This window comes from Mesorhizobium sp. NPDC059054, from assembly GCF_042739215.1.
In the GTDB taxonomy this organism is placed as follows: Bacteria; Pseudomonadota; Alphaproteobacteria; order Rhizobiales; family Rhizobiaceae; genus Mesorhizobium.
Map to the genome: position 1 here is coordinate 1340776 of NZ_JBHYHV010000001.1, position 12925 is coordinate 1353700.

13 protein-coding genes are annotated in these 12925 nt (G+C 59.8%); 7 read left to right on the forward strand and 6 right to left on the reverse strand.

Features of this window, described 5'->3' with window-relative positions; all coding sequences use genetic code 11:
- Positions 1-85 precede the first annotated feature (85 nt).
- The gene (locus ACFWXH_RS06535) at positions 86-988 is read left to right on the forward strand and encodes a LysR substrate-binding domain-containing protein (protein ID WP_379118496.1); all 903 of its coding nucleotides are present in this window, start codon (positions 86-88) and stop codon (positions 986-988) included.
- Here ACFWXH_RS06535 and ACFWXH_RS06540 read toward each other — a convergent pair.
- From ACFWXH_RS06540 to ACFWXH_RS06550, 3 genes are all read right to left on the reverse strand, one after another.
- Positions 962-1735: an RES family NAD+ phosphorylase gene (locus ACFWXH_RS06540; RefSeq protein ID WP_379118498.1), complete on the reverse strand. Its 774-nt coding sequence runs from the start codon at positions 1733-1735 to the stop codon at positions 962-964. The genes ACFWXH_RS06535 and ACFWXH_RS06540 overlap by 27 nt on opposite strands.
- A complete protein-coding gene (locus ACFWXH_RS06545; protein WP_054312994.1) occupies positions 1695-2075 on the reverse strand; it encodes an MbcA/ParS/Xre antitoxin family protein in 381 nt (126 codons plus the stop codon). Before ACFWXH_RS06545 ends, ACFWXH_RS06540 begins: the two co-directional genes overlap by 41 nt.
- A gap of 142 nt (positions 2076-2217) precedes the next feature.
- The gene (locus tag ACFWXH_RS06550) at positions 2218-3288 is read right to left on the reverse strand and encodes a diguanylate cyclase (RefSeq protein WP_054312993.1); all 1071 of its coding nucleotides are present in this window, start codon (positions 3286-3288) and stop codon (positions 2218-2220) included.
- A gap of 366 nt (positions 3289-3654) precedes the next feature.
- Between ACFWXH_RS06550 and ACFWXH_RS06555 the strand changes: the two genes are divergently transcribed.
- Positions 3655-4014: a diacylglycerol kinase gene (locus ACFWXH_RS06555; protein ID WP_054312992.1), complete on the forward strand. Its 360-nt coding sequence runs from the start codon at positions 3655-3657 to the stop codon at positions 4012-4014.
- Here ACFWXH_RS06555 and ACFWXH_RS06560 read toward each other — a convergent pair.
- Together ACFWXH_RS06560 and ACFWXH_RS06565 are read right to left on the reverse strand one after the other, a co-directional pair.
- Positions 3996-4616, reverse strand: a complete 621-nt coding sequence (locus ACFWXH_RS06560; protein WP_379118501.1) for a DedA family protein — start codon at positions 4614-4616, stop codon at positions 3996-3998. The genes ACFWXH_RS06555 and ACFWXH_RS06560 overlap by 19 nt on opposite strands.
- On the reverse strand, positions 4613-5191 hold the full coding sequence (locus ACFWXH_RS06565) for a DUF1003 domain-containing protein (protein WP_379118503.1): 579 nt from the start codon (positions 5189-5191) through the stop codon (positions 4613-4615). Before ACFWXH_RS06565 ends, ACFWXH_RS06560 begins: the two co-directional genes overlap by 4 nt.
- 99 nt (positions 5192-5290) lie before the next feature.
- On the opposite strand from ACFWXH_RS06565, the gene ACFWXH_RS06570 reads away from it, so the two are divergent.
- The 5 genes from ACFWXH_RS06570 (at position 5291) to gltX (ending at position 11890) form a co-directional block, all read left to right on the forward strand.
- Positions 5291-6004, forward strand: coding sequence for a DNA-3-methyladenine glycosylase I (locus tag ACFWXH_RS06570; protein WP_379118505.1), 714 nt, complete (start codon positions 5291-5293; stop codon positions 6002-6004).
- A gap of 108 nt (positions 6005-6112) precedes the next feature.
- A complete protein-coding gene (locus tag ACFWXH_RS06575) occupies positions 6113-7792 on the forward strand; it encodes an NAD+ synthase (RefSeq protein WP_379118507.1) in 1680 nt (559 codons plus the stop codon).
- A gap of 2 nt (positions 7793-7794) precedes the next feature.
- On the forward strand, positions 7795-8202 hold the full coding sequence (locus ACFWXH_RS06580) for a GNAT family N-acetyltransferase (RefSeq protein ID WP_379118509.1): 408 nt from the start codon (positions 7795-7797) through the stop codon (positions 8200-8202).
- 367 nt (positions 8203-8569) lie between these two features.
- Complete coding sequence (locus tag ACFWXH_RS06585) at positions 8570-10372, forward strand: ABC transporter ATP-binding protein (RefSeq protein WP_379118512.1); 1803 nt, start codon at positions 8570-8572, stop codon at positions 10370-10372.
- Positions 10373-10516: 144 nt separating this feature from the next.
- The gene (gene gltX, locus ACFWXH_RS06590) at positions 10517-11890 is read left to right on the forward strand and encodes a glutamate--tRNA ligase (RefSeq protein ID WP_379118993.1); all 1374 of its coding nucleotides are present in this window, start codon (positions 10517-10519) and stop codon (positions 11888-11890) included.
- On the opposite strand, the gene ACFWXH_RS06595 is transcribed toward gltX, so the two are convergent.
- Positions 11808-12917, reverse strand: a complete 1110-nt coding sequence (locus tag ACFWXH_RS06595; RefSeq protein WP_379118514.1) for a DUF2865 domain-containing protein — start codon at positions 12915-12917, stop codon at positions 11808-11810. The two genes, gltX and ACFWXH_RS06595, sit on opposite strands and share 83 nt — an antisense overlap.
- Between the last annotated feature and the right edge of the window lie 8 nt (positions 12918-12925).

Genomic DNA, 12925 nt, shown 5'->3' on the forward strand with positions numbered 1-12925 from the left:
CGTGCGAAAGCAAAGATGGTGGGTATCACCCGGTCTGACAAAGCGAATTATCGCAATCTGCCATAAAGAATGCTTATGTATCGGCATGAAGCTGCCGCCTATTGCCGCCATCCGGGCCTTCGAGGCCGCTGCCAGATATCAAAGCTTTACGCGCGCGGCCGAAGAGCTCGGCATGACGCAGGCGGCGGTCAGCTATCAGATAAAGCTGCTGGAGGAGCGCATCGGCGTTCCGCTGTTCGTGCGCGAGCCGAGGCAGGTCACGCTGACGGCGGCCGGCCGCAAATTGTCGCCAAAGGTCACCGAAGCTCTGGATCTGCTTGGATCAGCCTTTGTCGAGGTGGCCAGAAAGCCTGATCTCCATCTGATCATATCGACGCTGCCGACTGTCGCTTCCACATGGCTCGTGCCTCGCCTGCCGTCTTTTCAGGCCGCCAACCCGGAGATCCGGATCAAGCTGCATACATCGAACGACAGTTTCGATTTTGCCAGGAAAGACATCGACGTGATGATCCGGGGCAGCGATAGCGTGCTGCCCGAGCACGAGGTCTTTTCGCTGTTCCCAATGGAATATGCACCGGTCTGCACAGCCGAATATCGTGAACGGCATGCCATCGTGCATCCCGCCGACCTTTTGAAGGTCCGTCGCTTCGGTGCCCAGAGCTGGTGGGCGCGCTGGCTCCAGGGCGCCGGCGTGGAGAAAGGCGGCGATGACAACCGCATGGATCTGGTGATCGGTGTTCAGACGATCGATGTCGGCCTGACTCTTCAGGGGCAGGGCGTTGCCATGGTGATGCCGATATTCTTCGCCGAGGAACTGAAAAGCGGCCACCTGATACGTCCCTTCGACCATCTCGGACGCGACGACCGCAGCTATAGCCTCGTTTACCCGAAGTCGCGTAGACAGTCGCGAAAGATCGGGCTTTTCCGGGACTGGGTCATCGCCGAAGCGGAAGCGACACGATCAGCCTTTGCCGCGATCCCATTTTAACGCGACAAGCCGTGGATCGCCGGCAAAGGCGGTGCGATCGAAGCCTATGCGACGCGATGGGAATTCACATAGCGCCTGCACGCCGGAAGCGCTGAGGCGTACGCGCCAGGTCTGCCATTCCGTCGGTTCCGGCTTGCCGAAGATCGTGCAGGTGAGCAGCGCGAGATTCTTGCCCTCCGGGTCCCGTACGGATTGATAGCGGATGGCTTTGACGCTCATCTCTCGTGCGCTATCCGCCAGGGTTTGACAGGCCGCATAGTCGGTTGGATGCGTCCATGCGGCCGCGTCGCGTTCCAGCGGCGGTCTGGTGAGATCCAGCGCCTTGTCGGTGCTGAACGTGGCTGAAAAGGCAGTGTATTCGGCGGCGTCGCGCGGCCAGGGTGTTTCGGGGGATTCCGCGAAGAACAGCAGCCGGTAGAACGACATCTCCGCCACTGCTGTCGCGATGGTCTCCGCGGCGTAGTAGACGCCAAGCGTTCGACCGGCACGGCGGAAACGCGAGCCGTAAGGATAGACCGAACCGTAACGGAACGGCGTGGCGAGCAGATAGTGCAGGTGCCGGCATTCGAAAGGGATATGCGGCTTGGTGTCCTCGATCAGCTCTTCCAGAAGTGTCTGCTCATCCAGCGTGTCGACAAGCTTCAGCGTGGAGACGTGGTGCTGCGCCTCGACCATGCGCCAGCATTGTCCGCCGAGGCCGATTGCCTCAGACGAGAGCGCGGCGGGCGTCCAGATAGGCGATGACATCGACAAGTCCGGTAACGGTCAGGATTTTCTCCAGCGGCTTGCCGCCCAGCGCTGTGTTGGCGTTGCGCAACCATGCACGAGCCACTGTCTCGTCGCCACCGGTGATGGCGTCGAGCGACCGGAACAGGCGTATGAACAAGACCGCCAGTTCGAACGGCTTGGAGCCCTTGTCGAGCAGGAACTCGCTCTTGCGCATGCGCGAGACGGTAGCCTCCGACACACCGATGACCATCGACAAGACCCGCGCCGTCACGTCCAGTCGTTCGGCGGCCCGCAGTGTCGCCTTGGTGATAACGGCGCTCTGTTCGGTGCGAGGAACTGCTGCAATCCGGGTCGACATGATTCTTCCTTTCTACTGCAAATATAAGGAAGAGAAATTCATAATGAAAGGTTTTTCGTTTGATTTAAGAACAAAACAAGAACAAGCAAGCCAACAGCAATGCCATGGTTGTTCAACATCGCCCGTGCGATAGTTGGCGGGCTCAGTCTTTCTTGTAGATCAGCCAGTTCTTGCTGGCACGACCGCCCATAACCGAATGGCGGGTGACGCGGTTGCGACCCTCTACCTTGGAGCGGTAGAGGGCGCGATCAGCCTTGGAATAGAGATCTTCCGGTCCGATTGCCTCCGAAGCCATGCAGATGCCCATTGAAATCGTTACCGTGCCGTAGCTGGTGCCACTCTGGCTGCTGACGAAAGGGGTCTGCTCGATCAGGATGCGGATACGCTCGGCGATATCGAAGGTGGCTTCCTCGCTGGCTCCTTCGAGGATGAGGGCGAATTCCTCGCCGCCGGTGCGAGCGACAAACATGCCGCTGGAAACGCTGGTCTGGAAGATGTCGGCGATGTCCTTGAGGATCTTGTCGCCCACCGGATGGCCGTAACGGTCGTTGATCTCCTTGAAACGATCGATATCGGCCAGGATCAATGCGCTGAACAGGATGCCCTTGTTGCTGTTGTATATGCGAGCGATCTCGGCGTCGAAAGCACGGCGGTTCCAAACCTGGGTCAAGGGATCGGTGTCGGCGAGCAGCTTATATTCCTCGAGCTTCGACTTGACGCTTTCGAGCTCGGCAGTCTTGTCGCCCAACGTGCTCGCCACCTGCTTGCCGTGGTCGATGGTCGACGTGGTCGCCGTAGAGACCGCGCCGACGATCTTTTCCAGGAGCTCTTTGGAAATCGCGCTGCGATTGGCAAGTCCGTCGGATGTCTCATCGAGGATCTTGCCGTATTTTTCGATATGGCTGCGTTCGTTGCGCAGCAGCGAGGCGATGTCTTCCAGTTCGCGTGCGAGCACGTCGCGCACGTGGTCGACGATGCCGTGTCTGTGGTTTTGCGCGAAGAATTTACGCCCGATGCGGTCGAGATCATCCTGCGTTGGCCGTTTGCTGAGGTCGAGCACGGCAAGGCTCAGCTCCGGATTTGTTCCGGCCAGCGCCTCATAAAAAATCTCGTAGTTGCGCGGCATCGCGATGACACCGAGTTGCCGCATCGTGGCCACGACAGTGGTCGCAATATCGGAACTCCGCTCAGGCGTGACGGCTGCCGGCTGCATTTGGACCCAATTCCCCCATCAGAACCGACACGAGAACAAAAATCTCTAAGCTGCCGGTTGCAGAACCATTTCGAAGCCGAATCCACACGAAAGACGTTCCGCCAACGACTTTCGCTTGCAAGACCTTAGATGTACTAGCGCTAAAGTTTTCTTAACCTGCCGGGTATTCCGGCGCATTTTTCTACTTGAGGCTGTACTGGCTGCGCAAGTGCAGGGCGAGATATTTTTGTCGGCTTTCAACTTGAACGCGGAAGAATGGAATCGGCAATCTTGGTTGCGGATGACTGAAGGATATTGGATAAGCGCGCCATTCCATCGAAAAGGCGAAATCGAACGAAGCCGATCGTCGGAAAAGGACAGGACCCCATGAAGCGGCTGATCGACGCCTTCCACAACTCCGTTCGCGCGTTCCGCCGGCTCGCGCAAAGCGAAGCCGCCTTCCAGCAGGAATTGATGCTGCTTGTGCTGGCCATTCCGCTTGGCTGGTTCGTCGCGACGAGCTGGAGTGGCTACGCGCTGCTGATTGGCGTGGTTCTTGTGCTCATCATGGTCGAAGTCTTGAACACGGGTATCGAAGCGACCTGTGATGCCATCAGCCGTGAGTTCAACATCGACATCCAGCTCGCCAAGGATTGCGGCTCGCTCGCCGTGCTGATCTCCATCGTCCTTGCCGCTGGTGTGTGGCTGTTCGCTATCGTTGAACGCGTCTACGGCACGTCGATCTGATTTGCGCCGGTGGTTCGGCTTTCTCTTGCCTTTTCTCGGTGAAGCAGGGTCCGGCCAACGGTGACCGCGATCGTCATCACGATGACGCCGATTGCAAATGCGACCAGCAAGCGTTCGTGATGAAGCAGGGCACGGCCGACGATCTGTTCCGCGCCGAGGCCGAACAGATAGCCCAAGCTGCAGAAGAATGTCGCCCACACGGCAGAAGAAATAGCATTCAGAACGAGAAACCGGGCAGCCGCGATACCGGAGAGGCCGGCGACGATGCCGCCCAGAATACGCATGCCGTAGATGTAGCGGTTTGACAGCACGTAGATGTTCGGGTGGTCGGTAACGAGCTGGTAGGCGCGATTGAAGCCGGGCTTGCGACTGACGCTTTGTACAAATCCGGCTTGCGCGAAGCTTCGTCCAAGCACGAAGAAGGCGCTATCGCCGAGAAACGCGCCGGCAAAGACGGCCAGCAGCGTCTGCCAGGTGGCGAAGACGTGCTGGTGAGCAAAGAAGCCACCGAGCATCGCAACGGTTTCGCCCTCCGCCAGACAGCCGAGGAAGACGGCCAGCAGCCCATAGTGTTCAATGAACCGATGGAGCGTTTCCGTCATTTGCGGGAACGGCTGCTGGCCGGTTTCTGGATCAGTTTGTTTTCGATCCGCTGCATCTTTTCAGCAAGGCTGGCAATGTCATCGCGCATCGCCATGATTTGGCTGTGCCGTAACTCGTCCAGCTTCTCGTGCAACGCCATGATCTCGATTTCGGCTTTGAGATTGACTTCATAGTCGTGCGCGGCAGCGGCACGATCGCGTTCGGCCTGCCGGTTTTGTGACATCATGATCACGGGCGCCTGGATCGCAGCCAGCATCGACAGCACCAGATTGAGGAATATGTAGGGGTAGGGATCGAACGCGCCGCCGACCAAAAGAACGCTGTTGAGCAGCGCCCAGGCGACCAGGAACACCAGGAAGGAGATGATGAAGCTCCACGAGCCGCCGATTCTGGCCACCGCATCGGCAATGCGCGCGCCGGCCGTGGTGCTCTGCTGTTCGGTATCCCCGGCATAGAAAGACACCGTCTTGCGATCGATCGCACTCTGCAGCACGCGACGTTCGCTGTCGGTCAGCGCATCGGCATTGCGTGACAGCCAGCGGCCGGCCAGTTCCGCCATGGTCCTACGTTGCATGGGCTCCTCCCTTGCCGGTGCTTGCGCGTTCCGGCGAACTATAGAAGATAGCGCGAACATTTCACCGCGGCCCGCGCCGCAGCTCGGGGAGGGCGAGGCATGCTCGAGTTTCAGCAGATTCGCACCCGCGCCGCAAAGCGCAAGGGTGGTGATGCAGTTCTCGCATCGCTGCTGGGTGCTCCGCCCGACAATGCGGCACTTGCGAAGGTGCCTGACGATCGTGTGCTGTCGATCATGGCAGAGCGCGTTTTTGCCGCCGGTTTCGTCTGGAGCGTCATTGAGCAGAAATGGCCTGGATTCGAGGAAGCCTTTCTCGGTTTCGAACCCAGGCGGCTGCTTTTCCAGCCCGACGATTTCTGGCACGACCTTGCCGCCGACAGGCGCATCGTGCGCAACCCGCAGAAGATCCGCTCTGTGCGCGACAACGCCGCTTTCGTCGAGCGAGTTTCAAAGGAACATGGCTCCTTCGGCAAGTTCGTGGCGGCATGGCCGGCGGACGATCAGATCGGGCTGACCGCCTATTTCGCCAAGCATGGCAGCAGGCTCGGCGGTAACACCGGCCAATATCTGTTGCGCTGGCTGGAATGGGACACCTTTATCATTTCGAAGGACATGTCAGCGGCATTGCGGGACGCTGGGCTGGATATTGCTGAAAGCCCGACCTCGAAGCGTGACCTCGACAAGGTCCAGGCGCAGATCAATATCTGGGCGAAGGAGACCGGCCTGCCGCGCAAGCACATCTCCCGTATTCTTTCGATGTCGATCGGCGAGAACCACGCGCCGGAGACCATTCGTGAATACACCGGTGAATGACATTCGAAGCCAAGAGAGCGGGGGTATTATGCTCACATTGAGCATTGGCATAAACAGTCTCCGGCCTTGTCCGTTGCAGGCGCAAGGTTGCCACGCTAAACCCCTGTCATGACCAAGACCGCTCCCGATACGCTTCGCATCGCCATCGCCCAGTTGAACCCGACCGTCGGCGACATCGCCGGCAATCTCGCCAAGGCGCGCGAGGCGAGGGCGGATGCTGCCCGTCAGGGCGCCGACCTCGTCTTGTTCACGGAACTCTTCATCTCCGGATATCCTCCGGAGGATCTGGTGCTGAAGCCGGCCTTTCTGGAAGCTTGCGAACGCGCGGCCAACGAATTGGTCAAGGATACGACAGACGGCGGTCCGGCTGTCATCATCGGCACGCCGCTGAAGCGCAAGAGCGGCACCCACAACTCCATCCTCTTCGCGGATGGCGGCAAGGTTCTGGGCGAACGCTACAAGATCGATTTGCCAAATTATGGGGAGTTTGACGAGAAGCGTGTCTTCCAGGCTGGGCCTGAGATCGCCGGACCGGTGAATTTCAGGGGCGTCAGGGTCGGCGTTCCGATCTGCGAGGACATCTGGGGCGAACTCGGCGTATGCGAAACGCTGGCCGAAAGTGGCGCCGAAATCCTGTTGGTGCCCAACGGCTCGCCCTATTACCGGGCCAAGATGGATGTACGCCACCAGGTGGTGATCAAACAGGTCATCGAAACCGGACTGCCGATGATCTACGCCAATCAACTCGGCGGGCAGGACGAACTGGTGTTCGACGGGGCCTCTTTCGCCATCAATGCCGACAAGTCGCTGGCTTTCCAGATGAGCCAGTTTGAAGAGACGCTCGCCGTCACCGAGTGGAAGCGCACAGCCGACGGCTGGCTGTGCACCGAAGGGCCGATGTCGAAAATACCCGAGCGGGAGGAGGCTGACTACCGTGCCTGCATGTTGGGCCTGCGCGACTACGTCAACAAGAACGGCTTCAAGAACGTCGTTCTTGGCCTTTCCGGCGGCATCGATTCCGCGATCTGCGCGGCACTTGCCGTTGATGCACTGGGCGAGGAACGGCTGCGCGCGGTCATGATGCCTTACCGCTATACTTCCAAGGATTCCCTGAAGGATGCAGAAGACTGCGCCCGCGCTCTTGGCTGCCGCTACGACATCGTGCCGATCTTCGAGCCGGTCGACGGCTTTTCCCATGCGCTGACGCAGCTCTTCGAGGGCACCAAGGAAGGTATCACCGAAGAGAACCTGCAGAGCCGCGCTCGCGGCACGATCCTGATGGCAATCTCCAACAAGTTTGGCTCCATGGTCGTCACCACCGGCAACAAGTCGGAAATGTCGGTCGGCTACGCCACGCTGTATGGCGATATGAACGGTGGCTTCAATCCGATCAAGGACCTCTACAAGATGCAGGTCTACGCACTCTCGCGCTGGCGCAACGCGCATGTGCCTCCGAGTGCGCTAGGACCTTCGGGGGAGGTCATCCCAAGCAACATCATCGACAAGGCACCCTCTGCGGAATTGCGTCCAAACCAGACCGACCAGGATTCGCTGCCGCCTTATCCGGTTCTCGACGACATTCTGGAGTGTCTCGTCGAAAACGAGATGGGCGTCGACGACATCGCTAAGCGTGGCCATGATCGCGCTATCGTCGAACGCATCGAACATCTTCTCTACATCGCCGAATACAAGCGCCGGCAGGCCGCGCCAGGCGTGAAGATCACCAAGAAGAATTTCGGCCGCGATCGCCGGTACCCCATTACCAATCGCTTTCGTGACCGGGCCTGAACATGGCCGAAGTCGAGATTTCTTTCGACCCCGGTCGCATCGATTTCGCCGCGACATCCGAGGTCATCAAGGCGAGTTACTGGGGCGCGCAACGCAGCGATGAGATCCATCGCCGAGCCTTTGGCAATTCGCTCTGTGTCGCGGCTTTCATGGATGGCGAGCAGGTGGGATTTGCCCGCGTGGTCACCGACTATGCCTGTTTTGCTTATCTGTGCGATGTCATCGTCTGGCCGGAGCGCCGCGGTGCCGGTATTGGCAAGAAACTGATCCGCGCGCTGCTCGATCATCCGGATCTCGCCACGGTGGGAGGCTGGAGTCTGCGCACCGCCGATGCGCACTCGCTCTACGCCGGTTTCGGCTTTGAGGTTTCCGAAGACGGCAAGGCCATGCTCCTCAGACGCAGCAGATGAACCCTATCGCCCGCGCCCCGAGTGTTGCAGCATAGCCTCACCGGTTATGCCAAGGCACTTTTGTGACAGAGGCGGGGTTGGCGCGACAAAACGCCTCTCCTATAAGGTCTGCATCCGCGATTCCCTGACCGGGAGGATACGAATGATGGCATTTGAAAACTCTATACGAGGTAACGAAGCTTAGGTCTTCGATGCTGTTCCCGCAGGAACACGTCATCGCAGAATAGGCCTCGGAATACCTCGACCACCGCCTGTACAGGCTGGTCAGATCCATTTTCGCATCCGCATCCAGGGCGGCTTTAGCTCTCCACCGCGGTGTTTTCTTTACGCTTTTTCGGGATCAGGCACGATTGTGCCTGCAAACATCATGACTCGTTTGAAGATCGATTTGCGCGCTGGCGCATTCGGCAGCGTTCTTGGCTTCACTCTGATTCACTGGCGGCGCCAGCCACTCAGGGTGCTGTTCATCATGTTGATGATTTTGCTTTCGACGCTGGCCGACGTCCTGACGCCGCTCTATTCCGGCCGTCTCGTCGATGCTGTTGCTTCGGGCGCTGCATCGAGTGATGAGGCGTGGAACGCCGCCATTGCCGCATTCGTGGCACTGGTTGGACTGGCATTGTCGTCGGTCCTTTTCCGTAACTTTGGCTTCTACGCCATCGTGGAACTGACGCTGAAGATGATGTCGGACATCTGTGCCGATGCATTCCATCGCGTCCAGCGCTTTTCGACCGATTGGCATGCCAATTCTTTTGCCGGCTCAACCGTGCGCAAGGTCACGCGCGGCATGTGGGCGCTCGACCTCTTGAACGATACGATCCTTATCGCGCTGTTCCCGTCAGTGGTCATGCTGGTGGGCTCAACGGTGCTGCTCGGCTGGTATTGGCCGATGATGGGCCTCGTCGTGGCGATCGGCTCGTTCGTTTTCATCGCCGTCACGGCGATCCTGTCGCTCGCCTATGTCGCGCCGGCTGCAAGGCTTGCCAACTCCTGGGACACGCGGCTTGGCGGTGCTCTTGCGGATGCCGTGAGCTGCAACGCCGTGGTGAAGGGTTTCGGCGCGGAGGCGCGGGAAGAGCAGCGACTGAGCGAGGTCGTCACCAAATGGCATCACCGCACGGGTCGCACCTGGAACCGCGGCACGGTCAACGGCACCACGCAGGGTGTGATGCTGCTGATCCTGCGCACCGCGGTTATCGGTGTCGTGCTGTTGTTGTGGTTGCGCGGCCAAGCCTCGGCAGGTGATGTCGCTTTCGTACTGACGTCCTTTTTTGTGCTGCAGGGCTATCTGCGGGATATCGGCATGCATATCCGCAATCTCCAGCGCTCGATCAACGACATGGAGGAGCTGGTCGATTTTCAGGCACAACCGCTCGGCATCGAGGATGTGCTGGGAGCTGAGCTGTCCCATATCACCGATGGCGGTATCGTGTTCGATCACGTCACCTTCCACTACGGCAGCCATCGCGAACCGCTCTACCGCGACTTCTCGGTGGCGATCGAGCCGGGTGAACGGGTTGGCCTCGTCGGTCACTCGGGATCGGGCAAGACGACCTTCGTCAAGTTAATCCAGAGGCTTTACGATATCAGCGGCGGGCGCATCCTCATCGATGGCCAGGATATCTCGCAGGTCACGCAATCGTCGCTGCGCCAGCAGATCGCCATCGTTCAGCAGGAGCCGATCCTGTTCCACCGTTCGCTTGCCGAGAACATCGCCTATGCGAGGCCGGACGCCACCCAGGCCGAGGTCGAGGAAGCTGCGCGCCTTGCCAGTGCACACGACTTCATCACGAGGCTGCCCAAGGGCTATGGCACGCTGGTTGGCGAGCGTGGCGTCAAGCTTTCGGGCGGCGAACGCCAGCGCGTGGCGATCGCCCGCGCTTTCCTTGCGGATGCGCCGATCCTGATCCTGGACGAGGCGACTTCGAGCCTCGATTCGGAATCGGAGGTGCTGATCCAGCAGGCGATGGAAAGGCTGATGGTCGGCCGCACCACGCTGGTCATCGCTCACCGTCTGTCGACGGTCAGGGCGCTCGACCGCTTGTTGGTCTTCGACCGCGGCAAGATCGTCGAGGAAGGCTCGCACGAAGATCTGATCCGTCTGGGCGGCGGTATCTATCGCCGGCTGTTCGAGCGGCAGGCGCTGGAATTGACCAAGGGTCTCGTCTGAGACCTGCGGGCTGAAGATATGGAACGGATCGCATCGAACGATGCGGTCCGTTATCTTTATCTGAATTGCGTTGCCCTATTTCCGGCCGATCGAGCTTTTAAGGCGATCCTTGCCAAGCTCCAACGCATCCGCTACGCCCCCTTCATGACAGTTACCGTCCGTTTTGCTCCGTCGCCCACTGGCCGCATTCACATCGGCAACGCGCGCACCGCGCTTTTCAACTGGCTGTTCGCGCAAAAACACAGAGGCCGCTTCATCCAGCGTTTCGACGACACCGATACGCTGCGCTCGAAGCAGGAATATGCCGATTCCATCCTTTATGACTTGCATTGGCTGGGCATCTTCCCGGACGCCACAGATTATCAGTCGCGCCGCGTGCATATCTATGATGCGGCGGTCGAGCGCCTGAAGCAGGCGGGGGTACTCTATCCTTGCTATGAAACTCCTGAGGAACTGGACCTGCGGCGCAAGATCCGTCGCACGCGTGGCTTGCCGCCCGTCTACGGACGGGAAGCCCTGACATTGACCGCCAAGCAGCTCGCTGACCTCGAGGCTGATGGCCGTCGTCCGCACTGGCGTTTCCTGCTGCCCAACTTCAAGAGTGATCCTCAGGAGCCGGAGCGCACCGATATTCATTGGAACGACCTTGTGCGCGGCGAAGAGACCGTCGATCTGGCTTCCGTGTCGGACCCGGTTCTGGTGCGCGAGGATGGCACATACCTCTACACGCTGCCTTCGGTGGTCGATGATGTCGAGATGGGCATCAGCCATGTCATCCGCGGCGACGATCACGTCACCAACACCGGCGTGCAGATTGCCCTGTTCAAGGCGCTCGGCGCTGATGTCCCGATCTTTGGGCACCACAATCTTCTGACCACCACGACAGGTGAAGGGCTTTCCAAGCGAACTGGCTCGCTGTCGATCGAAGGGCTGCGGTCGGACGGCATCGAGCCGATGGCGGTCGCCTCACTCGCGGTTCTGATCGGCACGTCGGAAAACGTCCAGCCGATGCCGAACATGGGTGAGCTTGCTGCGCATTTCGACCCCGCGACGACATCCAAATCCGCCTCCAAATTCGATCCGGAAGAGCTGGTGGTGCTCAATCGTGGCCTGATGCATACGCTTTCCTTCGCCGATGCGCGCGATCGCCTCGCGGTGCTTGGCGTGTCCGGCGACAAGGCTGAACAGTTCTGGAACGTCGTGCGTGGCAATCTGGACCGTTTGAGCGATGCGGTCTCCTGGTGGCGCATCGTTCATGACGGGCCGCTCGACAAACCTGAGTTCGAACCCGAAGAGCGCCAGTTCCTGCGCGATGCGTTTGATCTTCTGCCGGAAGAGCCCTGGACGGCAACGGTGTGGAAGGAATGGACGAACAAGGTGAAAGAAGCCTCTGGCCGCAAGGGCAAGGCCTTGTTTCTGCCATTGAGGCTTGCGCTTACCGGGCTTGCTTCTGGGCCGGAGCTTGCAGATCTATTGCCGCTTCTGGGTCGGGAAGGAACGTTGGCCCGACGACCCTGACTTTGCGTTGTTCCGGCGGCAAGGCCGAGGCCGGCGAGGCGTCGGGTTTCTTCAGCAATTGGCGGATGGCCGCGATGTCGAGCTGTCCCGATGCATTGGCCTGCGTCTCGGGGTCCTCGGCCGGGTCAGGCTTATTTGTCGGGGTCGGCAGGAAGGCGCTGCTGGAACTGGCATTGGCGCCAGACTGGGCTGCCGGCGGGTTGCCGGCGATGATCTTGAAGTTCTGCGCGGCATTGCAGCCACAGCCTTGCGGCAACGGCTGGTCGGGGCGTTTGTAGAGAAAAGCTGCCGGAAGGTCCGAATAGGGACGGCCGGTCCTCGATGAGGTCATGGTTGCGGGATCTCCGGCCACGCCGCGTGAATAGAAGACCTGTATTTCTGTTCCGGGGCAGCCTGCTTCGCAGCGGCTCTGGTCGCGCTGGAAGTCGCTGACGGTGGCACGATTTGACATCGGGAAGAAATAGCCGTCGCAGGTGCGCACGCACATCGTGCGGAACTCGCCGGATGGTGAAGGCACGAAGGCTGCACCGAGTGCCGCATCTTCCGCCGCGGCTCCCGTTTCCCTGCCTTGCCCTCCACTCGCCTGAATGCGCGTTTCGGTGGTCGGCTTGCCATCGCATTCGTTGGTTTCAAGCGCTGCCAGCAGGCGGCTGCGATCGCTTCGCGGGAAACCTTTTCCCATTTGCGCGCGTTTGCGCTGAAGCTTGTCGAGATTGGTGTTCATCCTGTCGATGGCGGCATTGAGGGCCGCACACTGACTGATGCTGTCGCCAAACAACGAAAAGCCGCAGCCAGCGCCGCGCACCTGAGCGCGTGCCTTGGCCAATTCGTTGTTTTGACGAGCAATCGCACCGTCATAGCGGCGCTGCTGGCCAGCACTGCCACCTTTCTGCAACGAAGCAAGTTCCGCTCGCAGCTGACGGCAGATGCCCGAGGCGGCCTCTGTCTGTTTCGTGGAACAAAAGACAAGCGCGATGACGCAAAGCAACGTCCACGCAAGCGCCTGCCTTCGATCTGCCCCGGTCATCGCCCCAT